23 protein-coding genes are annotated in these 26975 nt (G+C 69.3%); 10 read left to right on the forward strand and 13 right to left on the reverse strand.

The window, feature by feature from the left end; all coding sequences use genetic code 11:
- Positions 1-80: 80 nt before the first annotated feature.
- Positions 81-1775, reverse strand: coding sequence for a hypothetical protein (locus tag ACFO8M_RS14455; protein WP_387976551.1), 1695 nt, complete (start codon positions 1773-1775; stop codon positions 81-83).
- A 286-nt stretch (positions 1776-2061) separates the two neighbouring features.
- Complete coding sequence (locus ACFO8M_RS14460) at positions 2062-2793, reverse strand: FadR/GntR family transcriptional regulator (RefSeq protein WP_387976553.1); 732 nt, start codon at positions 2791-2793, stop codon at positions 2062-2064.
- 428 nt (positions 2794-3221) lie between these two features.
- Here ACFO8M_RS14460 and ACFO8M_RS14465 point away from each other — a divergent pair, with 428 nt between their 5' ends.
- The gene (locus tag ACFO8M_RS14465) at positions 3222-4880 is read left to right on the forward strand and encodes a cellulase family glycosylhydrolase (RefSeq protein ID WP_387976555.1); all 1659 of its coding nucleotides are present in this window, start codon (positions 3222-3224) and stop codon (positions 4878-4880) included.
- Here the strand turns inward: ACFO8M_RS14465 and ACFO8M_RS14470 are convergent.
- On the reverse strand, positions 4877-5416 hold the full coding sequence (locus ACFO8M_RS14470; RefSeq protein WP_387977446.1) for an HAD-IA family hydrolase: 540 nt from the start codon (positions 5414-5416) through the stop codon (positions 4877-4879). The genes ACFO8M_RS14465 and ACFO8M_RS14470 overlap by 4 nt on opposite strands.
- 207 nt (positions 5417-5623) lie before the next feature.
- On the opposite strand from ACFO8M_RS14470, the gene ACFO8M_RS14475 reads away from it, so the two are divergent.
- Both ACFO8M_RS14475 and ACFO8M_RS14480 read left to right on the forward strand, forming a co-directional pair.
- Positions 5624-8437 (forward strand): FtsX-like permease family protein, encoded by a 2814-nt coding sequence (locus tag ACFO8M_RS14475; RefSeq protein ID WP_387976557.1) that lies wholly within the window; start codon positions 5624-5626, stop codon positions 8435-8437.
- A 66-nt stretch (positions 8438-8503) separates the two neighbouring features.
- Positions 8504-10468: a hypothetical protein gene (locus tag ACFO8M_RS14480; RefSeq protein ID WP_387976560.1), complete on the forward strand. Its 1965-nt coding sequence runs from the start codon at positions 8504-8506 to the stop codon at positions 10466-10468.
- A gap of 66 nt (positions 10469-10534) precedes the next feature.
- Here the strand turns inward: ACFO8M_RS14480 and ACFO8M_RS14485 are convergent, their stop codons facing one another.
- Positions 10535-12586 (reverse strand): beta-galactosidase, encoded by a 2052-nt coding sequence (locus tag ACFO8M_RS14485; RefSeq protein ID WP_387976562.1) that lies wholly within the window; start codon positions 12584-12586, stop codon positions 10535-10537.
- A gap of 87 nt (positions 12587-12673) precedes the next feature.
- Positions 12674-14068 carry an FAD-binding oxidoreductase gene (locus ACFO8M_RS14490; protein ID WP_387976564.1) on the reverse strand — a complete coding sequence of 465 codons (1395 nt, stop codon included), beginning with the start codon at positions 14066-14068 and terminating at the stop codon, positions 12674-12676.
- Positions 14069-14347: 279 nt separating this feature from the next.
- On the opposite strand from ACFO8M_RS14490, the gene ACFO8M_RS14495 reads away from it, so the two are divergent.
- Both ACFO8M_RS14495 and ACFO8M_RS14500 read left to right on the forward strand, forming a co-directional pair.
- Positions 14348-14851: a hypothetical protein gene (locus ACFO8M_RS14495; RefSeq protein WP_387976566.1), complete on the forward strand. Its 504-nt coding sequence runs from the start codon at positions 14348-14350 to the stop codon at positions 14849-14851.
- Between the two features lie 75 nt (positions 14852-14926).
- Positions 14927-16096 carry a thiolase family protein gene (locus ACFO8M_RS14500; protein WP_387976569.1) on the forward strand — a complete coding sequence of 390 codons (1170 nt, stop codon included), beginning with the start codon at positions 14927-14929 and terminating at the stop codon, positions 16094-16096.
- Here ACFO8M_RS14500 and ACFO8M_RS14505 read toward each other — a convergent pair whose 3' ends face one another.
- The 8 genes from ACFO8M_RS14505 to ACFO8M_RS14540 are packed head-to-tail and all read right to left on the reverse strand — an operon-like array spanning position 16097 to position 21894.
- Positions 16097-16912 carry an IclR family transcriptional regulator domain-containing protein gene (locus tag ACFO8M_RS14505; RefSeq protein ID WP_387976572.1) on the reverse strand — a complete coding sequence of 272 codons (816 nt, stop codon included), beginning with the start codon at positions 16910-16912 and terminating at the stop codon, positions 16097-16099.
- Between the two features lie 9 nt (positions 16913-16921).
- Positions 16922-17302 carry a 4-carboxymuconolactone decarboxylase gene (gene pcaC / locus ACFO8M_RS14510; RefSeq protein WP_387976575.1) on the reverse strand — a complete coding sequence of 127 codons (381 nt, stop codon included), beginning with the start codon at positions 17300-17302 and terminating at the stop codon, positions 16922-16924.
- A 10-nt stretch (positions 17303-17312) separates the two neighbouring features.
- Positions 17313-18071: a 3-oxoadipate enol-lactonase gene (gene pcaD / locus ACFO8M_RS14515; RefSeq protein ID WP_387976578.1), complete on the reverse strand. Its 759-nt coding sequence runs from the start codon at positions 18069-18071 to the stop codon at positions 17313-17315.
- Entirely contained in the window at positions 18068-19126 is a 1059-nt protein-coding gene (locus ACFO8M_RS14520; protein WP_387976581.1) for a lyase family protein, read from the reverse strand. Before ACFO8M_RS14520 ends, pcaD begins: the two co-directional genes overlap by 4 nt.
- Positions 19119-19622 (reverse strand): protocatechuate 3,4-dioxygenase subunit alpha, encoded by a 504-nt coding sequence (gene pcaG, locus ACFO8M_RS14525; protein WP_387976584.1) that lies wholly within the window; start codon positions 19620-19622, stop codon positions 19119-19121. The genes ACFO8M_RS14520 and pcaG overlap by 8 nt, the downstream gene beginning before the upstream one ends.
- Positions 19619-20329, reverse strand: coding sequence for a protocatechuate 3,4-dioxygenase subunit beta (gene pcaH, locus ACFO8M_RS14530; RefSeq protein WP_387976587.1), 711 nt, complete (start codon positions 20327-20329; stop codon positions 19619-19621). The genes pcaG and pcaH overlap by 4 nt, the downstream gene beginning before the upstream one ends.
- A gap of 15 nt (positions 20330-20344) precedes the next feature.
- Positions 20345-21088, reverse strand: a complete 744-nt coding sequence (locus ACFO8M_RS14535) for a CoA-transferase subunit beta (protein WP_387976590.1) — start codon at positions 21086-21088, stop codon at positions 20345-20347.
- A complete protein-coding gene (locus ACFO8M_RS14540; protein WP_387976592.1) occupies positions 21085-21894 on the reverse strand; it encodes a CoA transferase subunit A in 810 nt (269 codons plus the stop codon). Before ACFO8M_RS14540 ends, ACFO8M_RS14535 begins: the two co-directional genes overlap by 4 nt.
- A 249-nt stretch (positions 21895-22143) precedes the next feature.
- On the opposite strand from ACFO8M_RS14540, the gene ACFO8M_RS14545 reads away from it, so the two are divergent.
- Genes ACFO8M_RS14545 through ACFO8M_RS14565 form a run of 5 tightly spaced genes read left to right on the forward strand, consistent with a single transcriptional unit; the run spans position 22144 to position 26971 of the window.
- Positions 22144-23589, forward strand: a complete 1446-nt coding sequence (locus ACFO8M_RS14545) for an aldehyde dehydrogenase family protein (RefSeq protein ID WP_387976595.1) — start codon at positions 22144-22146, stop codon at positions 23587-23589.
- A gap of 31 nt (positions 23590-23620) precedes the next feature.
- Entirely contained in the window at positions 23621-24610 is a 990-nt protein-coding gene (locus tag ACFO8M_RS14550) for an ABC transporter substrate-binding protein (protein WP_387976598.1), read from the forward strand.
- Entirely contained in the window at positions 24607-25410 is an 804-nt protein-coding gene (locus ACFO8M_RS14555; RefSeq protein ID WP_387976601.1) for an ABC transporter permease, read from the forward strand. Before ACFO8M_RS14550 ends, ACFO8M_RS14555 begins: the two co-directional genes overlap by 4 nt.
- Complete coding sequence (locus tag ACFO8M_RS14560) at positions 25407-26168, forward strand: ABC transporter permease (protein WP_387976604.1); 762 nt, start codon at positions 25407-25409, stop codon at positions 26166-26168. Before ACFO8M_RS14555 ends, ACFO8M_RS14560 begins: the two co-directional genes overlap by 4 nt.
- Positions 26165-26971, forward strand: a complete 807-nt coding sequence (locus tag ACFO8M_RS14565) for an ABC transporter ATP-binding protein (protein ID WP_387976607.1) — start codon at positions 26165-26167, stop codon at positions 26969-26971. Before ACFO8M_RS14560 ends, ACFO8M_RS14565 begins: the two co-directional genes overlap by 4 nt.
- The last annotated feature ends 4 nt before the right edge of the window (positions 26972-26975 follow it).

Genomic DNA, 26975 nt, shown 5'->3' on the forward strand with positions numbered 1-26975 from the left:
ACGCCTCGGCGCGGTTCGCGAACCGCGCCGAGGCGTTCTCTCCTATGGCGGCCGAGCTCAGTCGCGTCCCGGCCGAGAGATCACTTGTCGTGAACGCTCTTGTACGCCTGGGTGTAGTACTCGCGGGCGGCTTCGCCGCCGTTGTTCATGAACGTTTCGACCATGTCGGGGATCGAGGAGAGTTCGGCGCGCCCGTGGGCGATGTCCTGCTGCTGGTCCCAGAGGGTGGCGCCGGCGGCTTTGGATTCGGCCGGGCCTTCGACGCGGATGCCTTCGAACGGGTTGTCCATGGCGTATTCCTGGATCGAGGCGTTGTACTCGAACCGTTTCTGGACCATGTCGGGGTCGCCGGTGAGGAAGGTCTGGACCTTGCCGCACATCTGCTTGTAGTTGACCGGGCTCTGGATGATCTGGCTGCCCAGCGCGGTGTAGACGGGGGTGCCGTCCTCGCCGATGGTGAAGTGCTCGCCTTCGACGCCGTATTCGAGGAGTTCGAACTCTTTGGTGCCGTAGGGGGATGCGGCCCAGTTGGCGACGTCGAGGATCTCCTCGACCTGCTCCTTGGAGAGGTTCTTGTTGAGGAAGGTCCAGCCGTCGACGCCGGAGGCCATCGCGACCTGCGGGGTGCGGCCCTTGGCGGCCAGGGGCGGGAGCGGGGCGACTTCGCCTTCGGCTTCGCCGCGTTTGACTTGGAGCACGAAGTCGTTCCAGCGGATGAGGTTGTCCTGGGTGAACAGGACGGTCCCGGCTTTCTGCATCGCGGCGGCGTCGAGGGTGCCGGTGGGGGCGTCGGGGTGGATGAGCTTCTCGTCCCACAGGGTGCGGCGGAACTCGAGCATTTCGGTGAACTCGGGCCGTTCGATGTTGTTGATCATCTTCTTCTGGTCGGGGTCCCAGTTCCAGCCGTCGGTGCCGCCCAGGCCGAACCACTGCCCGATGAACCAGTCCAGGCCGGCGAACGCCCATGTGCCGGCCGCATCATCGGACCAGGCCCGGCAGACCTCCAGGAGCTCTTCGACGGTGGTGGGCATCGCGAGGTTCGCGGCTTCCATGAGGTCGGTGCGGGCGAGGATGCCGTTGCCTTGGCCGCCTGAGTAGTTCATGGGGATGGCGTAGATGGCGGCGCTGTCGGGGTCTTCGGGATCCTTGGACCACACGGATTGGCCCCAGGCTTCGGAGGGGAGGGCGGCCAGGAGCGGCCATCGGTCGGCGATGTCGCCGGTGACGATGTCGGTCAGGTCGTAGAAGTTGTTGACCACGGTTTCGCGGAAGTTCGCGTGGGAGCCGGTCATCCAGCTGAACAGTTGGATCGCGTCGCCGTATTCGCCGGCTTTGATCCATTGGACGGAGGTGTCGCCGTAGGTGTTGCCGTCGGCTTGGCGCAGGTTGATCCGGGTCCCGCCCCAGGCCTGGGTGACGGCGTCGAAGTAGGGGTCGTCTTGGGCGGGGGCGTCGCCCCAGACCGCGACGGTCATCTCGTAGGTGCCGCTGCCCGAGGGCAGGTCGGTGATGGCTTGGGCGGGTTCGGGGTAGGAGGTGAACGCGGAGGGGTGGTTGGGCGGTTCGCCGATCAGGTCGGGTTCGACCGGCAGCGGCCATTCCTCGCGGGTGGGCAGGAAGTCGAAGCCCTCGGTGACCTGTGTGGAGCCCTTGCCGGACTCGATGTCGGAGCAGGCGGCGATGACCGGGAGGCCCGCGGCCCCCGCGGCCCCGAGCCCCGCGGCCTTGAACAGAGAACGCCGCCTGAAGGGCGCGTTCGAGGAGTGAACGGGCATGGAGAGGTCCTTTCGGTGGTGCTCCCGGAGAAGGGGTGGAAGCATCCAGAGATCACTAAATTTGGATATGACTACAAACGAAAGGTAACCCAGCGTGCGTTCGCAACGCAAGACCTGGAGCGAAAAAGGTCAGATGAATCAAAGTTACTCACCCGGATTCGGCGGCAGCCGGTGGAACTATCGCAGAATATTCACGGAATTGTCCGATGTCGTCGGCTGAGGCGCTTCAGCGCGCCGCACGAGATCCGATGAATCGGCCATCGGAGGTATTGAGAGTCGTGGGCGCTCAGTCCGACGCCTCCGGCGAAGAGTCCACCAGCGGCGCGTCGTCGTCCACCGCATCGGGCAGCGACTCCTCCACGCCCAGAAGGTGGTTGGCCATGCGGATCCTGGCGACGTCGGAGTCGTGGGCGCGCAGTGCCCGCAGGATGGCCATGTGCTCCTCGTGGGTGCGGCGGTCCGCGCTCTCCTGCCGGAGGCTGCGCCAGAGGCGTTCGCGCACAGTGCGACTGGCCAGCGCTTCGATCATGCCGGCCAGTACCGGGTTGCCGGTGTGCTCGGCGATGATCCGGTGGAAGGCGATGTCGATCTCGATGATCCGCTCGTGCTCGTCGGGCTGGGTGTCGAGGATCGTCCTGGCCTCGTCGAGCAGCTTCGCGGCCTCGTCCAGCGCGTCGTCGGTGATGAGGGGGGCGGCGAGCCGGGCCGCCTCGCATTCGAGCAGGCGCCGGATGGCGTGGACGTGCCGCGCCTGGCCTTCGCCCTGGAGGTCGACCACGAAGCCCATCGGCGCCAAGAGCCGGGAGAGGTCCAGGGCGGTGACGTAGGTGCCGTCGCCTTGGCGGGTGTTGAGGACGCCGAGTATCGACAGGGCCCGCACGCCTTCGCGCAGGGAGCCACGGGAGACGCCGAGGGTCTCGGCGAGCTCCTTCTCTACCGGCAGGCGCTCGCCCGGGTGCAGCTCGCCGCTGAGGATCATGCGCTTGATGCCGTTCACGACATCGTCGGTGCGGGACATGGTGGAAGTATCGCGCAACGCCCTTGACCTCGCGACGCGACCTCCGAAACGGACGCCTCCGCCACGTTGTGCGGAATTCGGCGGCCCGGGGTCGGTTTCCGAAAGATCGAATGAATATCGAACATTTCCGCACCGGGGTCTCGACGGACTGGGACAACAGGATCATTAGCTGCAGGAACACGCTTTCTCCGCCCGCCTTTTCGGGGGTCGAACGTGCCAAAGATCGAATCTTTAGTTGACATAGGTGTCTAAATATTGCAGTCTCTCTATGTGCCCGTTCGAGCCGTCCCGCTCGCGAGCGATCCGGCAATCACCTAGCGCGCCAACCGCGGCATCGCCGCGGCCCGTCCATGGCGCAGTGGAAGGAACGACATCCATTGATACGTAAAGCTTCGAAGCTGCTCCTCGTGACCTCACTTACCGTGGGCATGCTGACACTGCCGGCCACCTCGCAGGCCCAGGAGGAGACCGACGCCGCCCAGCTGTCCGCGCAGGAGATCGTCGCGGCCATGCAGCCGGGCTGGAACCTCGGCAACACCCTCGACGCCATGTGCTGCAGCCCTGGCGCCGACGAGACCGCCTGGGGCAACCCGCGCGTCGACGACACCTTCTTCGATGACATCAAGGCGGAAGGCTTCAATTCGGTCCGCATCCCCGTCAGCTGGGGCACCCGCACCGGCCCCGCGCCCGACTACACGATCGAGCCCGCGACCATGGACCGGGTGCAGGAGATCGTCGACTACGCCCTCGACGCGGACCTCTACGTCATGATCAACACGCACCACGACTCATGGCAGTGGATCGAGCACATCGCCGAGCCTGAGCAGCACGACGCGGTCATGGCCCAGTACACCGCGACCTGGACCCAGATCGCGGACACGTTCAAGGATTATCCGCAGGAACTGATGTTCGAGCCGGTCAACGAGGTGGGCTTCGGGGGCTGGGGCCCTGGGACGGACAGGGACCACGAGCTCATTGCGGAGCTGAACAGCTCCTTCCACGAGATCGTGCGCGCCTCCGGCGGCGACAACCCCGACCGCCTTCTGGTCCTGCCGACGATCCGCACCGGATCGGACCCGGGCGACATGGACGCCCTCGCCGCCGAGATCGAGGCGCTCGACGACCCGATGCTCGCGGCCACCACGCACAACTACGGCTTCTTTCCCTTCAGTGCCAACCTCGCCGGATACCCCTCCTACAACGAAGAGGTCCAGAGCTTCCTGGAGGAGGACTTCCAGCGACAGGTCGACACCTTCGTCTCCCAGGGCATTCCGGTCATCATCGGTGAGTACAGCCTGCACGACAACTACGAGAACAGGGTCGAGCGCGGCGAGGCGCTGAAGTTCTTCGAGCACTTCGGCTACCTGGCCCGCACCTCGGGCATCACGACCATGTGGTGGGACAACGGAAGGCACTACGACCGCTACAAGCGTGAGTGGCGCGACCAGGAGCAGTTCGACTACATCTCGACGGCCTGGACCACCCGCTCCGGCACCGCCTCTTCGGACAACGTGTTCGTCGACGCCTCGGAGAAGATCCAGGACCAGTCGGTCACGTTGAACCTCAACGGCCTCGAGTTCTCGAAGCTGAAGTACGGGAACACCACGCTGCAGGCCGGCAGGGACTACACGTTGGACGGCGCCACTTTGACGATCAAGGCGAAGCTGCTCAAGCTCATCCTCGACGACCGGGAGATCGGCACCAGCGGTCAGCTGAAGATCTACTTCTCCGACGGCATGCCCTGGAAGCTCAACTTCGTCAACTCCGAGGACGTCGTCATCGAGGACGCCACCGGAACCAACGCGGGGCTGACCATCCCGGCGGCGTTCAACGGCGACAAGCTGTCCATGATGGAATCGGTCTACGCCGACGGCACCCCGGCCGGCTCCATCGACTGGACCACGTTCCCGGGGTTCTGGGAGGACTACCGGCCCGACTACGAGAACGGGACCATCCTGCTGACCAAGCCGTACCTGGACAGCCTCAAGGACGGCGAGCAGGCCTTCCTGACGTTCCACTTCTGGAGCGGCCAGACCCTGGAGTACACGGTGACCCGTGACGGCTCTGTCGTCACCGGCGTCGCCTAGCACGTGAAAACCCTTGGGGCGGTGCGATGTTCGCACCGCCCCAAGGGCGTGTCCGGATAGCGGGCGATGTCGCGATGCCGGAGCGTTTCACGGAATCCCGGAACATCTCGGTACAGGTGCGTCTGGAAGCCGAGCGCCTGTGCGGCTTCGGCGTTCACCCTGGTGTCGTCGACGAACAGGCACCGCGCCGGGTCTGCGCCCGCTGCCCGGCTCGCGAGTAGGAACGCCTCGGGTTCGGGCTTCGCGAGGCCGAGGTCGCAGGACACGGGCAGCTTTGTGATGTCCTGGAGTTCCGGGTGCCGCTCCTGCACGGTCCGCCAGTAGCAATGATCGACATTGGACAGTAGAACGAGGCGGAACCGCTCGGACAGGGAACCGACGAGATCGGCCATGCCCGGCATGGGCACGACGTCGTCGTCGAAGGCGATGATCACGCCGAACAGTTCGAGGACGATGGCTTCGACGGGTGTCCGGTCCCTGCTCGCAGGTACTTCCCTTCTCGCCGAACCAGGGTCCGGCGCCCCGGCTTGCAGGATGACGAGCCTATCGAACTCCTCCGCACGGGATCCAGGTCAGACGAGGCAGGCGGATGCGGTGCCGAGAGGGCTCTCCTGTGGGCACATACTCGATATGGCATACTGCGTATCCAAGAGATCGGGGAACCGGCGCAGCTGCCGCACGACCTTCGAGAACCCCAGTCCCGCAATCGATCCGATGCCGCAGAAGAAAAACGGTGACCCCTGATGACCGTTCGATACCCATGGGCTGCAAGCCGCCTGGCCCTCCGCATCGCCCGCCGTGAGGCCATGCGGTACAAAGGCCGATCCGCCCTGTCGATCGCACTGCTCGGACTGCCGCTGCTGGGCGTCGCCGTCGCCGCGAGCGCCTACGACACCATGCAGCTCTCGCCCGAGGAGATCACCCGACAGCACGTGGGCGAGAACGACGCTTACGTCGAAGTCGCCTCAGACGGCACCCCTGTCAGCCAGTACACCTGGGACGCCCGCTGGCCCGTCTACGAGACCGAGGAGGCAGAGGCGGTGGCGGCCTCCGAGGCCGACCTGCTGGCCGCCCTCCCCGAAGGCTCCCATGTCGCGCCGTACAACCCCGACACCAGCGGCGAAACGCAGATCGACGTCGAGACCCCCGACGGCCTCGGCACGATCCGGTCCCTCGGCTACGACCTGACCGACGACGCGTACGAAGCCTCCGGGATGGCCTACCTCGAAGGCGGGATCCCGAGCGGCGACGAGGTCGCCCTCAGCGCGGCCGCGGCCGACTACCTCGAACTCGGCGTCGGCGACGACCTCGTCGTGGACCAGGACGAGACCACCGTGACATACAAAGTCAGCGGCATCGTCGAATTCCCCTGGGACCTCAACGGGCAGATCGCCATCGGCACCGTCTTCCCCGAGCCCACCAACAACGGCTGGCTCGTCGACGTCCCGGGCGCTATCACGCACGAACATGCCATGGCCGTCAACGAGATCGGCCTCACCGTCTGGGCGCCCTCGTTCGTGAACGACCCCCCGCCGCCGCCCGAAGGCGGCAGCTACCAGACCAGCGAATCGAGTGCGGTCGACACCGAGATGCTCACGGTCTACGGCCTGATCGCAGCGGTCGTCGTCATGGAGGTCGTGCTCCTCTCCGGGCCGGCCTTCGCCATCAGCGCCAAGCGCCGCACCCGCGAATTCGCGCTCATGAGCGCGAACGGCGCCACCCCCGCCCAGATCCGCGGCGTCGTCCTCGCCGGAGGCCTCCTCTTCGGCCTCATAGCGGCGGGCCTCGCCGTCCTCCTCGGCATCGGCGTCCTCGCCGCCGGCCTGCCCGCCCTGGAACGCTTCGTCGGACACCGCAGCGCGGGCATCCAGATCATGCCGTGGATCCAGGCCGTGCTCGCCGGAGTGGCCATCGGCACCGGACTGCTCTCGGCGCTCGCCGCCGCCGTCAGCGCCTCCCGCATCAACGTCGTCGCGGCCCTCACCGGCCGCACCCCCAGCCGCAAGGGCACCAAGCGCTGGATGGCGATCGGCCTCGCAGCGATCGGCCTCGGCATCGCCGCGGGCTTCGTCGGCGTCACGGCCGGGAGCCTCCTGCCCATGGTCGCCGCCCTCGTCCTGACCCAGATGGGCCTCGTCGCCTGCACGCCCACACTCCTGGGCCTGACGGCGCGACTGGGCCGCCGCCTGCGCCTGGCGCCGCGCATGGCGATGCGCGAGGCCGGACGCAACCGCGGCTCCGCGGCACCGGCGATCGCCGCCGTCCTCGGCGTCGTCGCCGGCGGCATCGCCTTCTCGATGACCGTGACCGCCAACGCGGTCCGCAACGAGGAGAACCAGGAGCACCTGCTGCCGCAGGGCGCCATGACGATCACCCTCCAGCACTTCAAGAACCAGGAGGAGACCCCCGACTGGGAGGGCGCGCTGGAGGAGACCCGGCGGATGCTCTCGGCCAGGCTGGACGACGTGGAGCTGACCGCGGTCACCAGGTACTCCGGCTGGGAGGGCTGCGGCTTCGAAGCGGGCGAAGGCGAGACCGTCGAGTGCCTCTGGACTCCGGTCAGGCCCGACGAGAACGCCTGCCCCTACTGGTCGGCCGACACCAGTACGCCCGAAGCCGAAGCCGCCGCGGTCGAAGCGGCCCGCGAGGACGAGCGCTGCGACGAGCGCGCCGACGCCGTCGGCATCGCCGACGGCACCGCGCCCGCCACGACCGACCCGAAGGTCGTCGCCGCCTACACCGATCTCGAAGGCGCCGAACTCGACGAGGCCGTGGCGATGCTCAAAGGCGGCGGCGTCCTCGTCGCCGACCCGTGGGCGCTCACCGACCAGGGCACCGTCGTCTTCCGACAGGAGATCACGACGTGGAACGAGAGCGGCGGCTCCCAGATCCCGCAGGAGACCTACCTCGAACTGCCGGCCATGGTCGTCGACAAGGGACAGTTGGGTCACCCGCAGACGTTCCTCAGCCCCGCCGCGGCCGAGCGGATGGGCTACACCGAACCCACCTACGACCGCCTGTACCTGCTGGAGACCAGCACCGAGGTCGACACCGGCGACGTCGAGGCGCTGGCGGCCGACTTCGACCGCGAGGTCGCCGGCGGCGAGATCTTCGCCCACTTCGCGATCACGGACTACCGTGACCCGTTCGCGTCCGTGCTCGTGCTCGGCGTGACCGGTCTCTGCGCGTTGATCGCCCTGGGCGCCACCGCGGTCTCCACCGGCCTCATCATCGCCGAGCAGCGCCGGGACATGACCACGCTCGCGGCGGTGGGCGCCGCACCGGGCCTGCGCCGGCGGTTCGCGATGTGGCAGATCGTCGTCATCGCCGTGTTCGGCACCGCGCTTGGCACCGCGGCCGGAACCATCGGGTACGCGCTCATCCGCTCGGCGCTCAACAGCTCGCTCCAGAAGCAGTACCCGTTCCACACCCTCTACGGCTGGGAGCTGCCGTGGCCCTCCATCGGCATCACCCTGCTGGCCGTCCCGATCCTCGCTGCGATCGGAGCACTCCTGTTCACCAGGGCGAACCTGCCCAGTGAACGCCGCCTTACCTGACGGCCGCCCGCAGACGCCGACCGATCACGGCACTGTCCGTCCACAACCAACCAGGAAGGATCCGTCATGTTGCGACGACGAACCATGGCCGCGGCAACCGCGGCAGTCGCCCTCTGCGGCACGATCGCCGCCGGAGTGACGGCCGCCGAGGCCGATGAGCACCCCCGTCCCGCCCTCACCGCATCCGAACCGACCACCGACACCGTCACCCTGCCGACCGGAGACCGGGTGCGGCTCCTACCCGGCGGCGCCCTCGGGCTCGAACCCGCAGCGGGCCGCGAGGACATCGCCTTCACGACCGTCCCGGCCGCTGACGGTGAGGGCACCATCGTCGTCCCCGCCGACAAGGCCGACGCACTCTTCGCGGGCACCGAGGACGCCCGCCGCTACAACGCCACCGAGCTCATCGAGGACGGCCGCGCCGACGCCGCCGCGCTGAGCGAAAGCGACCTCGAATCCTTCGTCGCCCTCCCGCCCGTCGGCGGCGCGGTGCAGGACCCGACGCTCACCGTCATCGTCCGCGACCACGCCGGAGAAGTCCCCGACAGCGGCTACATCACCTGGTACGACACCGCCGACCACGAGAACGGCGGCGAGCTCGATTTCGACGCGGACGGCGTCGCCACCGCCGACCTCGAGCCCGGCGACTACGTGCTCACCCACGCCGTCTGGAACCTGGGACCCGGCGACCAGTTCACCGAGTTCGTCTTCGGCATCTCCCACGTCACCGTCGGCGACGAGAACACCGAACTCGTCCTGGACGGCGCCGACGCAGAGCTCGTCTCCGTCGAGGTCGAACGGCCAGACGCCGAACCGGTCGACTTCGGCGCCAACATCGTCGCCGCGAAGACCGACGGCGGTCCCAGTGTCGGCGCCGGCGTCTTCGGCCCCTCGGGCACCGACGTCTACCTCATGCCCGAGACCGACATTCCCGGATACGACCTCGGATTCAGGTACCAGACCACCCTCGCCGGCCCGGACGGCGCCGCCGAGCCCTACCAGTACAACCTCGCGTTCGCCGAGACCGGCGGCTTCCCCGACGACACGTCGTACCTGGTGCACGACGACAAGCTCGCGAAGATCGCGACCGACTACACCGGCTTCGGCCCGCCTGTCGACGGCTACACCTGCGACTACGGCTACCACGTCAGCGGGGACATCGGCCCGGCGATGTGCTTCGCCGTCGACACGCCCTTCCCCTCGCAGCGCCTGAACCTCTACACCGCCGATCCCGAGATCGCCTGGGACACCGCCATCACCGGCGGCGTCTTCGACCCCGAGACCGGGGCGATGCTCGACGGTTTCGAGGAGAGTGTCAAGAACGCCGTGCTCACGCCCGGCCTGGTCGACCGGACCTTCCCGAACGGGCCACTGACGGCAGGAGCCGCCGAAGCGCTGGTCGCCAATGTCGACGGGCAAGTCGGTCTCGAAGCAGCCGTCCCCCTGGGCGCCAGCCGCAACGGCGAACAGGTCGTCCTCGTCGGCTACAGCGGCGACGTCGAGCTGAGCCGCGACGGGCAGCGGCTCGACTGGGTCTCTAGCATCGACCCGCTCGAAGGCTTCGGCCTCGATCTCGACGGGGCCGGCCGCTACAGCCTCTCCGTCGGCGGCTCCCGCGAGCCCGCCAGCGGGCCGTTCGCCTTCAAGTCCTTCATCGACTGGAGCTTCGACCTCGACCCGGCCGCGGTCGAGCCCGGACAGGAGCTGGAGCTCCTCCTCCCGGCCGTGGCCCTCACCGCCCCTGACATCGAAGGCGGGCTGACGGCGAACCGCGAGCAGCCGATCACCCTGGAGCTGGTGCGCGACACCGGCGAAGGAGTGCCGGCGGCTGAAATGGGGTTGGAGGTCTCCTATGACGACGGATTCACCTGGAGCGCGGTCGATCTCGTCTTCGACCCCGGCAGCGGCACCGCCACCGCCGTCCTCCGGCACCCCGAGGACGCGAAATACGTCGCGACCCGCATGACCGCCACCGACACCGCCGGCGCCGAGGTCGAGCACACCACCATCCGGGCCTACGGCCTGAGCTGACGGCGCTGGAACGCACGCCGCACCGGGTTACGGAACCCGGTGCGGCGGTGGCGGTCTCAGCGGAACCTAGGCTCCGTTTTTCGGGCGCGGCCGGTCGAGGACCGCGTTGCCGTAGGGGGCGAGTTCGAGCGTTTCGCCGTCGCCGAGGTCGACGCGCGCCTCGGTCGGGTTGCAGTTGAGGACGAACACGTGGTCGGTCTCGCCGTCACTGCGGACCTGCGCGGTCACGCCCGCCGGGAGGTCGGCGTCCAGCGCGCGTTCGACGCCGGTGTCGGCGATGACCTGCCGGTAGAAGTCGTCGAGGAAGTCCGCTCCGGTGCGCGCGGCGATGAAGTACGCCTTGCCCTCGCCGCGGTGGTTCACGGTGAGCGCCGGGCGGCCCGCGTAGAAGTCCGTGCCGTACGTGCCCAGCACTTCGGCGCCTTCGGCGTGGATGAGCTCGCACAGCCCGAACGCCTCGTACTCCTTGCCGTTCCAGGCGATCGCATTCCGGTCGTCCTCATAGAGCGCGTCGATCTCCTCTGCCCAGACGCCGAGCGTGCCCCGGAGCGGACCGGGGAAGCCGCCGAGGAACGTGCGGTCGTTCTCGTCGACGTATCCGGAGGCGTACGTGGCGACGAAGGTGCCGCCGCGCTCCACGAACGCGTTCACGGCCTCGGCCACGCCGGGACGGAGCATGTAGAGCATCGGCGCGACGAGCACGCGGTACCGGTCCAGCTCCCCAGGCGCGGCGATGAGCGAGCCGTCGATGACGTCGACGGGCACGCCCTGCTCCCAGAACGCCTGGTAGTGGTCGACCACCGTGTGCGCGTAGGCGGTCTGCTCCTGCAGCAGGCCTTTCATGTCGTCCAGGGCCCACCGGTTGTGCCAGTCGTAGACGAGCGCGACGTCGGCGGGCGTCGACGTGCCCACGACCGCGTCCAGTCCGGCGAGGCGCTCGCCGACCTCCGCCACGTCACGGAACACGCGGGTCTTCTCGGTGCCCTCGTGGTCCACGATCGCGCCGTGGAACTTCTCGGAACCGCCGCGGCCCTTGCGGAACTGGAAGTACTGCACGGTGTCCGCGCCGTGCGCGACGGCCTGCATCGACTGGAGCAAGTGGACGCCGGGCCGGTGGAGCTTGGCGACCGGCCGCCAGTTCGTGGCCGAAGGCGAGGACTCCATGAGCATGAACGGCTTGCCCTTGAGGCTGCGCGTCAGGTCGTGGTGGAACCCGGCCTCCACGCCGGTCCGCACGTCGCGGTCCGTGCCGCTCCACTGCGGGTAGGAGTCCCACGAGACCACGTCCAGGACCTGGGCGAGACGGTAGTAGTCGATGCCCGGGTAGGTGCCCATGAGGTTGGTCGTGCACGGGATCCCGGGCGTGATCGCCTTGAGCGGCGCGGCCTCGTGGAGGTAGAAGTCGACGAACTGCTCGGTGGTGAACCGCATCCAGTCCAGATGCAGCCCATGGATGTCCTGTTCGCCGCGCCCGTGCACGCCGGGCGACTCGATGTGCGACCAGTCGGAGTACGTCTTGGCCCAGAACGCCGACCACCAGGCCTCGTTCAGCTCGTCGAGCGAGCCGTACTTCTCCTGGAGGAACGAGCGGAACCGCTCCTGGCACAGGTCGCAGTGGCACTCGCCGCCGTACTCGTTGGAGAGGTGCCAGACGCCGAGCGCGGGGTGCTCGCCGTAGCGCTCGGCCAGGGCCGTGTTGATCGCGAGGGTCTTCTCGCGGTACACCGGCGAGGTGAGGCAGTGGTTGTGGCGGCCGCCGTGGCGGTTCTTGGTGCGGTCGCCGTTCACGCGCAGGACCTCGGGGTAGCGGTGACTCATCCAGCCTGGGCGCGCTCCGGAGGGGGTGGCGAGCACGGCGGTGATGCCGTTCTCGTGCATGAGGTCCATGATCTCGTCGAGCCAGCCGAACTCGTACCGGCCCTCTTCGGGTTCCAGTGCGGCCCAGGCGAAGATGCCCACCGAGAGGGTGTTGACCCCGGCGAGCCGGGCGAGGCGCATGTCCTCTTTCCAGATCGTGTCCTTGGACCTGATCCACTGGTCGGGGTTGTAGTCCCCGCCGTGCAGGAGGTGCGGGACGCCCTTGACGATGGGCGCGTGGCGGGTGATGTCGCGGCTCATGCCGTGGTCGCTCCTAGAGAAGGCAAGACTTTATCGGTCAATACCCTCCGGCCTGAAGCTCCGTTTGTCAAGCCGCAATCCAGCCGGCTAGGAAGCGGGCGGGATGTTCTGGTTGGCTTGGAAGAAGTTCTCGGGATCGTAGTCGCGCTTGATCGAGGCCAATCGGTCGTAGTGGCCGCGGTACGTCGCCTGCAGGCGCTCGGGGCTCTCCTTCGAGCCGAGGAAGTTGACGTACGAGCCGCCCATCGAATGCGGGTGCAGGTCGGTCGAGTAGTCGACGCACCATCGGCGGACCAGGTCGGCGTTGGCGGGGTCGGGATCGATCCCGCCGATCACCGCGGACCACATGGCGTCCCGGTAGGCCCAGGCCGTGTCGTCTGCGCCCACCCGGTGGGCGGCCCCGTCCACGGGGTAGAGGTGCATGGTCGACAGTTCGGTGGGCATGCCGTGGCCGTACCTGTCGTGCACTTCGATCGCCGCGTCGGTGATCTCGTCGAAGAAGGCGCCGCGCCAGTACCACTGCAGCCCCTTCGGGATCAGCTCGTCGAACATGGTCTGCAGCGCGGGGTAGGGCATCGACGTGGTGAAGTGGAAGGCCGGCGGCGCCGGGTCGTTCACCACGGACAGGGCCTCCTCGAGGCGGCCCTCCTCCAGGTCGCCGGTGTCGCACCAGATCACACCGCACATCTTCTGCCCGTGGATCGGCTCCGGGAACGGCGGTCCGGGCGGCACCGTCAAGAGTGCGAAGAACCCGTTGAGGTCTTCGGGCGCGGTGGGGAGGAACTCCCGGTACCAGCGCAGGATGTCCGGCGTGCGGTCGACGGGCCACACGGTCGCCCCGACCCCGACCGTGCTCACCGGGTGCAGGTTGAAGGTGAACGACGTGACGACGCCGAAGTTCCCGCCGCCGCCCCGCAGCGCCCAGAACAGGTCGGGGTGCTCCTGCTCCGAAGCGGTGACGAAGGCGCCGTCGGCGAGGACGACGTCGGCGGACTGCAGGCTGTCGATCGTCAGGCCGTACTTGCGGGTCAGGTGGCCGTGCCCGCCGCCCAGCGTGAGGCCGCCGATCCCCGTAGTGGACATGATGCCCGTCGGCATGCCGAGGCCGAACGCATGCGCCGCATGGTCGATCGCGCCGATCTGCGTGCCGCCGCCCACCTGCGCGATGCCCGCGGCCGGGTCCACCCGCACCCAGTTCATAGGGGACAGATCCAGCGTGAGGCCGTCATCGACCAGGCCCAGGCCGGGCCCGCTGTGGCCCCTGCCGGACACCGCGAGCTCGACCTCGATGTCGTGCGCGAAGGCGATCGCGGCCCGCACGTCGGCGACGTCGACGCACTGCGCGAAGGCGGCCGGACGCCGGTCGATCATGGCGTTGTAGATGTTGCGGGCCTCGTCGTAACCCGGATCGCCCGAGGCGATCACGGGTCCGCGCATCTCCTCGCGCAGCCTGTCGAGCGTCGGTCCGTTGATGATTCCCATGGTCGATGCCTCCATCGGGAGAACGGGTGCACCGCGGCCCGAACGGGCCGCGCACGCCCCGGCGAAAGGCGCCCGCGTGGCGAGGAGGTCTGATCGCCACAAGTGAAAGACCTGCACGGGTCCGGCGCTCCCGACCCGGCAATATTGACGCTACTTCACGTTCGTCGGGCGGGTCCTGCAAACCAGCACAATGCGCCCGCCCCTGGAGCGCCGGCCGGCGTCCGCAGGCGTGAGGAAGGCGTCGAGGAGCCGTGTCAGTGCCGTCTGCTGAACTAGTGCATGCCTGTTCACGATGCCGCCATTCTCGCCCGCGTCCTCACCGACGAGTTCGGGCTCGCCGACCGCGGGCACGGCCCGGTCGAGGCGGTGTACTCCGACGCCACCCAGGACTGGACGCTCGAGTGGACCGACGGGCCGACGGTGGAACAGGTGCAGCGGGCGGCTCGGGAAGCGGAACCGGAGGCGACCGACGTCCGCTGTCGCCGCAGGCTCTCCGAGAACTCGATCGCTCTCGGCGCCGTCCGGATCGCGCTGAGCGCCGCCGCGGGCGCCAGGGGCCGCTTCCACATCAGTACCGCTGCGGTCCATGACTTCTGGCGGTCCGTTCCCCTTCCCGCCACTGCCACGGATCACGAGCGCGAACTCGTCTACGCCGCGATCTACCAGGTCCGCGACAACCACCACTCCAACGTCGCCGACCATCAGGAGATCTGCGACGAGATCGCCCTGGGGCTCGCATCGCTCGCGCGTCGCTCCGGCGTCGCGCTGGACCCCCTCGAGTGAGGTCGCGAGTCGCGCTGAGATCCGGTACAGTTCGACCAGCGAACTTTTATTCGTCTTGCGAACAACGGGGCCCCTATGAGCCACAGCTACCTCCTCGACGCGGTCCGCACGCCCATTGGGCGGCATCGCGGCGCGCTCGCCACCGTCCGTCCTGACGACCTCGCGGCCACGGTCGTGGCCGCGATCGCCAGGCGTTCCGCGGCGCTCGACCCCGCCGACATCGACGACGTGATCCTCGGGAACGCCAACGGCGCGGGGGAGGAGAACCGCGACGTGGCGCGCATGGCCGTCCTGCTTGCGGGACTGCCGGAATCGGTGCCCGGCACGACCGTGAACCGCCTGTGCGGGTCGGGGCTGGAAGCCGTGGTGAGCGCCGCGCGGGCAGTGGAGACGGGGGACGCCTCGCTCGTCGTCGCCGGGGGCGTGGAGTCGATGAGCCGGGCGCCGTGGGTGCTGCCCAAGACCGAGAAGCCGCTCCAGCGCGGCGGTCTCGAACTCGCCGACACCGCGCTCGGGTGGCGGCTGGTCAATCCGGCCATGAAACCCGAATGGACCGTGGGCCTTGGCGAGGGCGCCGAGATCCTCGCCGACGAGTACGGCATCGGGCGCGAGGCGCAGGACGCGTTCGCGGTGCGCAGCCACCAGCGTGCGCAAGCCGCTTGGGACGCAAAGCGGTTCGACGATGAAATCGTGCCGCTGCCCGAACTCGTGCGCGACGAGGCCGTCCGCCCTGGGACGACTGCTGCGGCGCTGAGTGCGCTCCGGCCGGTGTTCCGGGCCGACGGCCGGGTCACCGCGGGCAACAGCAGTCCGCTCAGCGACGGCGCCGCCGCGCTGCTGATCGGCGATGAGGCCGCCGCGGAGGCGCACGGCCGTCCGCTGGCGCGGATCGTGTCGCGTGCGGTGGTGGGCGTCGAGCCGCGCCGGTTCGGGATCGGGCCGGTCGAGGCGGCACGAAAGGCGTTGCGGCGCGCGGGGATCGGCTGGGGCGACCTCGCCGCGGTCGAACTGAACGAGGCGTTCGCGGCGCAGAGCCTCGCGTGCCTGGCCGAATGGCCCGAACTCGACCCGGAACTCGTCAACCCGCTGGGCGGGGCGATCGCGCTCGGTCATCCGCTGGGCTGCTCGGGGGCCCGGCTGGCCGGAACCCTCGCCTGGCAGCTGCACCGGTCGGGCGGCTATGGCCTTGCGGCACTGTGCATCGGCGTCGGCCAGGGCATCGCGATGGTCCTCGAAGCGTGCTGATCAGCGGCCCATGGTCGACAGGTCGGCCTCGATGCGCGCCGCGGTCGCCAGGAGCGACGGCAGCAGCTTGCGCCGCGCCGAGTCCAATGTGGTGCGGCTCGTGGTCGAGGAGACGTTGAGCGCGGCCACCACTTTGCCTCCCGACTCGCGGATCGGGACGGCGATGGACCGCAGGCCCTCTTCGAGTTCCTGGTCGACGAACGCCCATCCCTGGGACCGGACGCGGTCGAGCTCGGCTCGCAGGCGCTTCTTGTCGGTGACGCTGTAGGTCGTGAACGGCTCGAGCCGCAGGCCCTCGATGCGTTCATCGAGCGCTTCGGGAGGCAGTCCCGCGAGCAGGATCCGGCCCATCGAGGTGTGGGCGGCGGGAAAGCGGGTCCCGATGTTGATGGCGACCCGCATGATCCTGGAGGTCGCCACGCGGGAGACGTAGACGACGTCGGTGCCGTCGAGGACCGCGACCGAGGCGGATTCCTGGACGTCGGCGACCAGGCGTTCGAGGTGCGGCTGCGCGATCTCGGGCAGGGTGAGGCTCGACAGGTACGCGAAACCCAGTTCCAGCACGCGCGGCGTGAGGGCGAAGTGGCGCCCGTCGGCGCGGACGTAGCCGAGGTCGGTCAGCGTCAGCAGGAACCGCCGGGACGCGGCCCTGGTCAGGCCGGTCTCCTTGGCGACTTCGCTCAGGGTCAGTTCGGGTCGTTCGGCGTTGAAGGCGCGGATCACCGCGAGACCGCGTGCGAGCGTCTGCACGTAGTCGGAGCCGCGTCCGGCGCCTTCCTTCGACGCCGCTTCGTTCTCCTGCCCGTCACCCTGCATTGGCACACCCTATCCTTCGGCGGTTTCACTGAGGACTTTGCGGGCGAGCGCGAACGCCCGGTTGGCGCGCGGCAGTCCGGAGTAGACCGCGGTGTGGAGCAGCACTTCCTTCAGCTCTTCGGGGGTGACGCCGTCGGCGAGCGCCGCGCGGACGTGCATCGTGAACTCGTCTTCGTTGCCCTGGTCGCAGAGGACCGCGATCGTCAGCAGCCGGCGGGTGTGCCGGGGGAGTCCGGGGCGGGACCACACGCCGCCCCAGGCGTACTCGGTGATGAAGGCGCCGAAGTCGCGGTCGAAGTCGGTGCGGGCGTTCTCGGTCCGGTCGACGTGCGCGTCACCGAGGACGGCGCGGCGGGTCCGCTCTCCTCGACTGGGCTCTCGGTCTGCCATGGGCCGCCTTTCAGACGCTGAAGTGTTCGAGCAGGTGGCGGTTGACGAAGTCCGCCTGCTCGGTGGAGGCGATGTGCTTGGCGCCGTTGACGGCGACGAGGCGGCAGTCGGGGATGCCCGCCTGGAGCTTCCGCGCGTCCGCTTCGGTGGTGATCTCGTCCTCGGTCCCGTAGAGGACCAGGGCGGGCGCAGCGATTGCGGCGAGGCGGTCGTGCAGGTCCATCTCGCCGATGGCCCGGCAGCAGGCGGTGTAGCCGAGCGGGTCGCAGGCGGCGAGGTCCGCGCGGAACCGCCGGACGATGTCGGGGTGCTCGCGGTGGAACCCGTCGGTGAACCACCGCCGCGTCGCGGTCTCGGCGAGCGCGTCCATGCCGCGGGTGCGGACGAGCCGGACGCGTTCGGCCCAGAACGCGGGAGTGGCGATCGCGGCGGCGGTGCAGAGCACGGCGATGCGGTCGGTCCGGTCGGCGTGGCGCGCGGCGAATTCGAGGACGGTGGCCCCGCCGAGGGAGATGCCGACGAGGTGGGCGCGTTCGATCTCGAGGTGGTCGAGCAGGTCGGCGATGTCGTCGGCGAGGTCGCCTATGCCGAAGTTCTGCCCGGTGGCGCGGGTGCGGCCGTGGCCGCGGGTGTCATGGCGGACCAGCCGGTACCGGTCGCCGAGGGCTTCGACCTGGGGGCGCCACATGTCGAGGGTGGTGCCGAGTGAGTTGGCGAAGACGATCGCCTCAACGTCGTCCGGACCATCGATGACGTGGTGCGGGATCATGCGGGACCGCCTTCGAGGTTCCGCTGCATGGCCTCGGGGTGGATCCGCAGGCCCTCAAGGGATTCGCGGAGCCACGCGGCGGCGGATCCGGTGAGGCGCAGCAGGTCCGTGAGGGCCTCCCATTCGCTGTGCCACAGGCCGGGCGAGCGTTGCAGCTCTTGGGGCATGGCCGCGTAGAGGGTCGAGACGAGGCCGGGCGTGCGGGTCGCGCATGCGCGGGCGGCGGTCGCTGCGACCGGGTTGTGCTTGTGCGGCATGGAGGTCGAGCCGCCGCCGCGGGCCTCGCCGACCTCGCCGATCTCGTTCTGGCTCAAGAGGATGATGTCCACGGCGATCTTGCCGCACGTACCCGCCGACTCCGCCGCCGCGGCGGCGATCCGGACCACGGGGCTGCGGACGGTGTGCCAGTCGAACGAGGGCGTCAGTTCGAGCGTTTGGGCGAAGGCCAGCATGACCCGGGGGTCGAGGCCGTCGTTGCCGACCGAGCCGACCGGGCCGCTGTACGACGCGAAGTATTCGAGGCCTTCGAGTTGGTCGCGTGCCAGTTGCAGGGCGTTGCGCCACTGGGCGAACAGTGCGGCGGACCGGACGGGGACCGCCTGCTGGAGGAGGGTCCGCCCGATCATGCGGGTCTCGCCGGCGCGATGGTGCAGGTCGATGCTCGCGCGTTCGCACGCGGCGAGGTCTTCGGCCACCGTGGTCACGGCGTCCCGTGCGACGAGCATCATCGCGGTGTCCAGGATGTCCTGGCTGGTGGCCCGGTGGTGCACGGCCGCAGCGTGTTCGGGGCCGACGAGTTCGCGGAGCCGGTCGACGACGCCGCCCACCGGGTTGCCGATGCGCGCGGTGGAGCGGGCGACTTCGCCGATGTCGAAGCGTTCGGGGTCGGCGGCTTTGCGGATGGCTTCGGCCGAGTCCGACGGTACGGCCTGCCAGCTCGCGGCCGCAGCGGCCAGCGCCACCTCGGCCTCGAGCATGGCCTGGAGCCAGGCCCGATCGGTTACGGTCTCGGCGGCTTTCCCGCGAGCGAACATGGGCCCGAACAACTCAGACATTGAAGAACACCGTCTCGTTCTCGCCTTGCAGGCGGATATCGAAGCGCACGCCGTTGTCGGCGGCCGCACCGATCAAGGTATGCCGTCGATGCACCGGCACGGCGTTGAGCACCGGGTCGGCCGCGTTGGCCTCCGCCTCGTCGGGGAAGTACATGCGGGTGTGCAGGTGCAGCAGGAGGCCGCGCGCGTGGACGATGAGCGCGAGGTGCGGGGCGCAGCCGTCGGCGGTGGCGCCCGGTTTGACGGTGGTGAACGCGTATCCGGCTTCGGGTCGGGTGCGGCAGCGCCCGAACCGGCCCGCGTCGAGGCCGCCGTCCGGATCGGCTTGCAGGACTTCGATGAGGGCGTCCGGCACCGGTTCGCCCGCGCCGTCGAACACCGTGCCGTGCACGCGCAGTCCGCCGCCTTCGACGATCACCGGTCCGCCCTCGTAAGGCAGGGCGAACCCGAAGAACGGGCCGATGGTCTGGGATGGCGTGAGTTCCTGGGCGCTCATGCGTCCTCCACGTCTTCGAACACGGTCTGCTCGGGGCCGCGCAGGACGATGTCCCAGCGGTAGCCCGTCGCCCACTGGTCCACGGTCGCGTCGAGGTCGAACGCGGCGACCATCCGCTGCCTGGCCCGCTCGTCGGTCACCGAGTTCATGACCGGATCGTAGGGGAACAGCGGGTCCCCGGGGAAGTACATCTGCGTGATCAGGCGGGAGACGAACGCGGTGCCGAAGAGGGAGAAGTGGATGTGGGCGGGACGCCAGGCCTTGTCGTGGTTGCGCCACGGGTACGGCCCCGGCTTGATCGTGGTGAACCGATAGCGGCCATGGTCGTCGGTGAGGCAGCGTCCGACGCCGGTGAAGTTCGGGTCCAGCGGCGCGTCGTGGGCGTCCTCGGCCTGCGTGTACCGTCCGGCTGCGTTGGCCTGCCAGATTTCTATCAGTTGATTGGAAAGCGGCGTGCCGTTGCCGTCGCGGACCTGGCCGGTGACGCTGATGCGCTCGCCGATCGGCTCGCCCGCGTGCTGGGCGGTGAGGTCGTCGTCGAGCGGGCCGATCGGCCCGGTGCCGAGGAAGGGCCGGGCCAGTTCGGTCTCGGGATCGGTGAGCGGCACCAGCGGCGACGTCGGGTGCCGTAGGCGCGTCGACTTGTAGTCGGGGAAGTCCCGGTCCGGATGGGCTTCCAGCCCGTCGCGTCGGTATGGGGTGGCCATCGCGGCTCCTCGCTTTCAGCTCGCGAGCCGACGCAGGGCGGCCAGTTCGGCCGCCGTCGGCTCAGGGGTCGTCGCAATGCGGTCGCTGACCTCGAGGGGCCAGCCGGTGGCCTCGCGCACCCGCTCGGGTTCGACGCCGGGATGGACCCGGGTGAGGACCAGTGCCATGGTGGCAGGGTCCGGTTCGAGGACGCCCAGGTCGGTGATCACCATGGTAGGGCCGGCGCCGCGCAGGCCGAGCAGTTCGCGCGAGCCCGGGCCGTCGCCGTGGCCGACCGAGGTGAGGAAGTCGAGCCGGTCGACGAAGACGCGCCGGGAGTGGCGGACGACGATGATCGTCGCTCCGCAGGAGGCGGCGATCTCCGGGGCGCCGCCCGCGCCGGGAAGGCGCACCTTCGGCCGCCGGTAGTCGCCGATGACCGTGGTGTTGATGTTCGCGTGCCGGTCGAGCTGTGCCGCACTGAGGAACCCGACGTCGATGCGGCCGGGCTGGAGCCAGTAGTTGAACATCTCGGCGCTGGAGACCACGGCGTCGGCGGTGTCGGCGAGGACGCCGTCACCGATGGACAGCGGCGGATGCGGCGGTTTGGAGCCGATGGTGCCGGACTCGTAGACGAGCACGATGTCCGGTGTCGTGGTGGCGCGGGCGAGGTTGGCGGCCAGCGAGGGGAGCCCGATCCCGACGAAACAGGTGCGGTGCCCTTCGAGTGCCCGGGCCGCGGCGACGGTCATCATCTCGTCGGCGCTGTACGCGTTCATGACCGCTCCTTGACGTTGGCCGTGATCCATTCGCCGAACCGCTCGCGGTCGCGGCTGACCGCGTCCCAGTCGCGGTAGAAGTCGTTGTCGCGGTCGGTGTATCCGGCCGCATAGGAGGGCGCGGCGCCGCCGGGGACCTCGCACACCCAGTCGATGACCCAGTGCGGCAACAGGATCGCGCCGGGGCGCGGGTCGAGTTCGTCGACGATCTCCTCGACGGTGACGATGGCGCGCTGCGCGGCCAGCACGGCCTCCTTCTGTGCGCCGAGGATGCCCCACAGCTGCACGTTGCCCTCGCGGTCGGCCCGCTGTGCGTGGATGACGGTGACGTCGGGGTTGAGCGCGGAGACGGCGGTGAGCCGTTCACCGGTGAACGGGCAGACCACGGGCGCGATCGAATCGGTGACCTTCGCGAGGTCGGTGCCCGCGTAGCCGCGCAGCACCGCGAACGGCAGCCCCGAAGCGCCTGCGACGTAGCGGTTGACCATGCCCGCGTGCGAATGCTCTTCGATCGAAAGCGGTGCGGGCCAGTCGTGTTCGACGGCGTCGCGGAGCCGGTGCAGGGAGCCCACTCCGGGATTGCCGCCCCAGGAGAACACCAGTTTCGCGGCGCAGCCCGCGCCGATGAGCTGGTCGTAGATGAGGTCCGGGGTCATACGGATGAGCGTGAGCTCGCGCCGACCCTGGCGGATCACCTCGTGGGCGGCGGCGTGGGGGATGAGGTGCGTGAACCCCTCCATGGCGATGCTGTCGCCGTCGCGGACTCCGGCCCGGACGGCTTCCTCCAGGGTGGCCGTCACGGCCATGGATCACCTCCGTTGATCGCGGGCATAATGAGTTCGATATGCGAACGAAGCGATAATACACGAACACATTGAGAAAGCTAGACACCTAAAATACGTTAGAACACGAGTTCATCACAGCCTTGACAGTGAAGAACTTCCATGATTAATTGACCTCAAGGACGTTCACACAACGAACAGAAATTCTCAGAACAGACCGACACGGCATCCGCAGACCCACCCCTGGACCCCCGGTGAGGAGCACCCGACACGATGGCACTGCTTGAATCAGGCACCTGGGAGGCCCGCCTCTTCGACGGCGAGTGGCGACCGGCGGCCGTGACCGCACCCGTGGTCGAACCCGCCACCGGCGCCACCCTCGCCACCGTCGGACTCGCGACGCCCGAGGGCGTGGGACCGGCGGCCCGAGCCGCCGCCGAGGCCGGGAAGGTTTGGGCCGCAACGCCCTTCACCGAACGCGCCGCCGTCCTCCGCCGCGCCGGGGCCCTGTTCGAGGCCCACGCCGAGGAGATCCAGACCTGGCTCGTCCGCGAGGCAGGATCCGTCCCCGCCAAGGCCGCCTTCGAGACCCACCTCGCCGTCGAGGAGTGCTTCGAGGCCGCCGCGCTCGCCTCCGCGCCGCTCGGCCAGCTCCTCCCCACGGAGAAACCGCGCCTGTCCATGGCCCGCCGCGTTCCCGTCGGCGTCGTCGGCGTCATCGCACCCTTCAACGCGCCCTTGGTACTCGCACTCCGCTCGGTCGCACCCGCGCTCGCCCTCGGCAATGCCGTGGTGTGCAAGCCCGACCCGCGCACCGCCGTGTGCGGCGGCGTCGTCATCGCCCGCGTCCTCGAAGCCGCCGGACTCCCGCCCGGCCTGTTCCACCTGCTGCCCGGAGGCGCCGACACCGGCTCCGCGATCTGCACCGACCCGAACATCCGCGTCGTCTCCTTCACCGGCTCGACCGCGGCTGGAAGGCGCGTCGGCGAACTCGCCGGGCGCCACCTCAAGCGGGCCCATCTCGAACTCGGCGGCAACTCCGCACTGCTGGTCCTCGACGACGCCGACCTCGAGCTGGCCGTCTCGGCCGCCGCCTTCGGGTCGTTCTTCCACCAAGGGCAGATCTGCATGACCACCGGCAGGCACCTCGTCCACGCCGACCTCCACGACGACTACGTCGAAGCCCTGGCCGCCAAGGCCGAAGGACTCGCCGTCGGCGACCCCCACACCAGCGAAGTCCACTTGGGACCAATCATCGACGCCGCCCAGCGCGACCGCGTCCACGCCCTCGTCACCGCCGGCGGCACCGTCGCCGCCGGAGGCGAATACACCGACCTCTTCTACCGCCCCACCGTCATCGCCGACGTCGGCGACGACACCCCCGCCTGGCGCGACGAGGTCTTCGGCCCCGTCGCCCCCGTCCGCGCCTTCCGCGACGCGGACGAGGCCGTCGCCCTCGCCTCCCAAGGCGAGTACGGCCTCTCACTGAGCATCATCGGCGCCGACGCCATGCGCGCCTTGGCGATCGCCGAGCGACTGCCCACCGGGATCGTCCACGTCAACGACCAGACCGTCGACGACGAGGCCAACGCGCCCTTCGGCGGCGTCGGCGCCTCCGGCACCGGCGCCCGCTTCGGCGGCAGGGAGGCCAACCTCGAGGCCTTCACCGAGACCCGCTGGATCACCCTCCGAGGACACGTCCAGCCCTATCCGTTCTGACCTCCCCTCAAGCGAAAGACACAGGTCCACCATGCGACGAGCCTTCGACATGAGCGACGCCCGCACCTCCAGAAGGACCCTCCTCACCGCCGCCGCCCTCGCCACCGCGGGCCTGACCGCCTGCGGCGGCGAGCCCGAGGACGACAGCGACGGCGACGGCCTCGACAACGTCACCGTCGGCCTCATCCCCATCGTCGACGTCGCCCCCCTCTACCTCGGCCAGGAACAGGGCTTCTTCGAGGACGAAGGCATCGAACTCGAACTCACCTTCGCCGACGGCGGCGCCGCCATCGTGCCCGGCGTCGCCTCCGGCGAATTCGACTTCGGCTTCAGCAACGTCACGTCCCTCCTACTGGCCCAGTCCAGCGGGCTCCCCGTCCAGATCGTCGCCAACGGCGTCGCCTCCACCGGTGAAGCCGGGAACGACTTCGGCGCGGTCATGGTCGCCGCGGACAGCCCGATCCAGGACGCCGCCGGCCTCGCCGGCGCCACCGTCGCGGTCAACACCGTCAACAACATCGGCGACACCACCATCCGCGAATCCGTGCGCAAGGCGGGCGGCGATCCCTCCGCAGTGGAGTTCATCCCCTTCGGCTTCCCCGAGATGCCCGCCCAACTCGAGCAGGGCACCGTCGACGCGGTCTGGGTCGTCGAACCGTTCAAGTCCCAGATCGAGGCCGCCGGAGGCCGCGCCGTCGCCTGGAACTACGTCGACGCCGCCCCCGACCTCACCGTCGCCGCCTTCTTCACCACCACCGAGAAGACCGAAGCCGAAGCCGACCTGGTCGAGCGCTTCACCACCGCGGTCGAGCGATCCCTCCAGTACGCGACCGACAACCCCGACGAGGTCCGCCGCATCACCGGCACCTACACCGAGATCCCCGACGACGTCCGCGAAGCCATGACCCTCCCCGCGTGGCCGACCGAGATCAACCGCGACTCCATCGAGACACTCGCCGAACTCGGCACGACCGACGGCATCTTCGAGAACGCCCCCGACGTGAACGCACTGCTCCCGTGACCCGGCACCAGGCCGCGGCCCGCCGCGCCCGGACACGGGCCGCGGCACTCGGACTCACCGGCGTCGCCGCCGCACTCGCCGCCGGGCAGATCCTGCCCGCCACGGGGCTTGTCGATCCGCGCTACCTCCCGACCACCGGGGCCGTCCTCACCGCGCTCGCCGACGCCCTCACCCGCCCCGACTTCTGGCGCGCCCTCGCCGACACCCTGCTGGCCTGGGGCCTCGGGCTCGCCATCGCCGTCGCCGCCGGAACCGTCCTCGGCATCCTCATCGGCTCTCTCCCAAGGGTTCGCGCCGCCACCGCCTCCACAGTCGAATTCCTGCGGCCCATCCCGTCCGTCGCGCTCATCCCCCTGGCGATCCTCCTGTACGGGACGCAGCTGCGATCCGCGCTGCTGCTCATCGTCTACGCGGCCTTCTGGCAGGTCCTCGTGCAAGTCCTCGCCGGCGTCCGCGACGTCGACCCGGTCGCCGCCGACACCGCCAGAAGCCTCCGCCTCGGACCCGCAGCGCGGCTGCGCCACGTCACCTGGCCGACCGCCCTGCCCTACATGATGACCGGCGTGCGGCTCGCGGCCACGGTCGCGCTCGTCCTCGCCGTCACCGCCGGGCTCGTCATCGGCTCGCCCGGGATCGGCCTCGAGATCAAGGTCGCCCAGCAGTCCGGCGCGGTCGAGCGCATGTACGCGCTCATCATCGTCAGCGGCGCACTCGGCGTCCTCGTCAACCTCCTCGTCCGTGCCGTCGAACGCCGGACCCTGCGCTGGCACCCGTCGCTGCGCGGGGAGGCCGCCGCATGACCCGGCTCCTGCGAAACACGTTGCTGCTCTTCGGACTCCCCGCCGTCCTGTTCGGCGCGTGGTGGTTCGCCTCCGCCGGCTCGACGAGCTTCTACTTCCCGCCGCTGGAGCGGATCCTCGCCGAGTTCGGCCAGACCTGGACCGCCGACCGCTGGCGCGCGGACGTGCTCCCCAGCATCGGCCGCCTCGCCGTCGGCTACACCCTGTCCTGCCTCCTCGGCATCGGACTCGGCGTCCTCATCGGACGCCTCAGGTGGCTGCGCGACCTGACCGAACCGCTCCTGGAGTTCCTGCGGGCGATCCCGCCGCCGGTGCTCGTGCCCGTGATCATGCTGTTCGCCGGGATCGGCGACGGCATGAAGATCGTCGTCATCGTCTCCGGCTGCGTCTGGCCGATCCTGCTCAACACCGTCCAAGGCGTGCGCGGCATCGACGCGGTCCAGACCGACACCGCCGCCGTCTACCGCTTCAGCCGCTGGGACCGGTTCTGGCGGCTGCTCCTCCCGGCCGCGAGCCCGCAGATCGTCACCGGCATGCGTCAGTCGCTCTCGATCGGCGTCATTCTCATGGTCATCAGCGAGATGTTCGCCGCCACCTCAGGGCTCGGCTACGCGATCGTCGACTTCCAGACGAGCTACCGCATCCCCGCCATGTGGAGCGGCGTCCTCCTGCTCGGCCTGCTCGGCGTCGCGCTGGCCCTGCTGTTCCACCTGTTCGACCGGAGCGCCCTGCACTGGTACTACCGAATGAGGAGATGACCGCCCACATGCTGCGTGTCAACGGCATCGGAAAGGACTACCCCCGGGACGGGGGCGTCTTCACCGCCATCGACGAGCTCACGTTCGCCGTCGACGAGGGCGAGCTGCTCTGCCTCGTCGGCCCTTCCGGCTGCGGCAAGACCACGCTGTTGCGCTGCGTCGCAGGGCTGCTCGAGCCGACCCGCGGCGAGGCCGTCGTGGACGGCAAGCCCGTCTCGGGTCCGCCCGACGGCACCGCGGTCGTGTTCCAGGAGTACGGGCGCAGCCTCTTCCCGTGGATGCGGGTGGGCGCCAATGTGGACCTGCCGCTGCGCCGCCTCGGCCTCAGCCGCGCCCAGCGCGCCGAACGCGTCGCCGAAGCCCTCGCGATGGTCGACCTCGGCGGTTTCGCCCGCTCCTATCCCTGGCAGCTCTCCGGCGGCATGCAGCAGCGCGTCGCGATCGCCCGCGCCATCGCCTACCGGCCCCGGCTCCTGCTGATGGACGAGCCGTTCGCCGCGGTCGACGCCCAGACCCGCGCCGACCTCGAAGACCTCATCCGCGACCTGTGGGGCAAGCTCGGGATCACCATCGTCTTCATCACCCACGACATCGACGAATCGGTCTACCTCGGACAGCGCGTCATCGTGCTCTCCTCGCCGCCCACCACGACGCGCGCCGAGATCACCGTGGACCTCGGCGACGAACGCGACCAGATCGCCACCAGGTCCGACCCCGAGTTCGTGAAACTGCGCGCCCGGGTCTGGGGCGAGATCCAAGCCGCCAAACAGGCGAAGCCAACCGATACGACCGAGAAGGATTGAGGCG

The organism is Glycomyces rhizosphaerae, from assembly GCF_042647865.1.
GTDB lineage: Bacteria > Actinomycetota > Actinomycetes > Mycobacteriales > Micromonosporaceae > Glycomyces > Glycomyces rhizosphaerae.

Coding starts and splice junctions, on each gene's coding strand:
- pcaH (WP_387976587.1), bottom strand. CDS start 20,329: ATGGCCACCCCATACCGACGCGACGGGCTGGAAGCCCATCCGGACCGG.
- ACFO8M_RS14480 (WP_387976560.1), top strand. CDS start 8,504: ATGTTGCGACGACGAACCATGGCCGCGGCAACCGCGGCAGTCGCCCTC.
- pcaG (WP_387976584.1), bottom strand. CDS start 19,622: ATGAGCGCCCAGGAACTCACGCCATCCCAGACCATCGGCCCGTTCTTC.
- ACFO8M_RS14495 (WP_387976566.1), top strand. CDS start 14,348: ATGCCTGTTCACGATGCCGCCATTCTCGCCCGCGTCCTCACCGACGAG.
- ACFO8M_RS14465 (WP_387976555.1), top strand. CDS start 3,222: ATGCTGACACTGCCGGCCACCTCGCAGGCCCAGGAGGAGACCGACGCC.
- ACFO8M_RS14540 (WP_387976592.1), bottom strand. CDS start 21,894: ATGGCCGTGACGGCCACCCTGGAGGAAGCCGTCCGGGCCGGAGTCCGC.
- ACFO8M_RS14460 (WP_387976553.1), bottom strand. CDS start 2,793: ATGTCCCGCACCGACGATGTCGTGAACGGCATCAAGCGCATGATCCTC.
- ACFO8M_RS14485 (WP_387976562.1), bottom strand. CDS start 12,586: ATGAGCCGCGACATCACCCGCCACGCGCCCATCGTCAAGGGCGTCCCG.
- pcaC (WP_387976575.1), bottom strand. CDS start 17,302: ATGGCAGACCGAGAGCCCAGTCGAGGAGAGCGGACCCGCCGCGCCGTC.
- ACFO8M_RS14455 (WP_387976551.1), bottom strand. CDS start 1,775: ATGCCCGTTCACTCCTCGAACGCGCCCTTCAGGCGGCGTTCTCTGTTC.
- ACFO8M_RS14545 (WP_387976595.1), top strand. CDS start 22,144: ATGGCACTGCTTGAATCAGGCACCTGGGAGGCCCGCCTCTTCGACGGC.
- ACFO8M_RS14505 (WP_387976572.1), bottom strand. CDS start 16,912: ATGCAGGGTGACGGGCAGGAGAACGAAGCGGCGTCGAAGGAAGGCGCC.
- ACFO8M_RS14520 (WP_387976581.1), bottom strand. CDS start 19,126: ATGTCTGAGTTGTTCGGGCCCATGTTCGCTCGCGGGAAAGCCGCCGAG.
- ACFO8M_RS14490 (WP_387976564.1), bottom strand. CDS start 14,068: ATGGGAATCATCAACGGACCGACGCTCGACAGGCTGCGCGAGGAGATG.
- ACFO8M_RS14475 (WP_387976557.1), top strand. CDS start 5,624: ATGACCGTTCGATACCCATGGGCTGCAAGCCGCCTGGCCCTCCGCATC.
- ACFO8M_RS14550 (WP_387976598.1), top strand. CDS start 23,621: ATGCGACGAGCCTTCGACATGAGCGACGCCCGCACCTCCAGAAGGACC.
- ACFO8M_RS14565 (WP_387976607.1), top strand. CDS start 26,165: ATGACCGCCCACATGCTGCGTGTCAACGGCATCGGAAAGGACTACCCC.
- ACFO8M_RS14535 (WP_387976590.1), bottom strand. CDS start 21,088: ATGAACGCGTACAGCGCCGACGAGATGATGACCGTCGCCGCGGCCCGG.
- ACFO8M_RS14500 (WP_387976569.1), top strand. CDS start 14,927: ATGAGCCACAGCTACCTCCTCGACGCGGTCCGCACGCCCATTGGGCGG.
- ACFO8M_RS14560 (WP_387976604.1), top strand. CDS start 25,407: ATGACCCGGCTCCTGCGAAACACGTTGCTGCTCTTCGGACTCCCCGCC.
- pcaD (WP_387976578.1), bottom strand. CDS start 18,071: ATGATCCCGCACCACGTCATCGATGGTCCGGACGACGTTGAGGCGATC.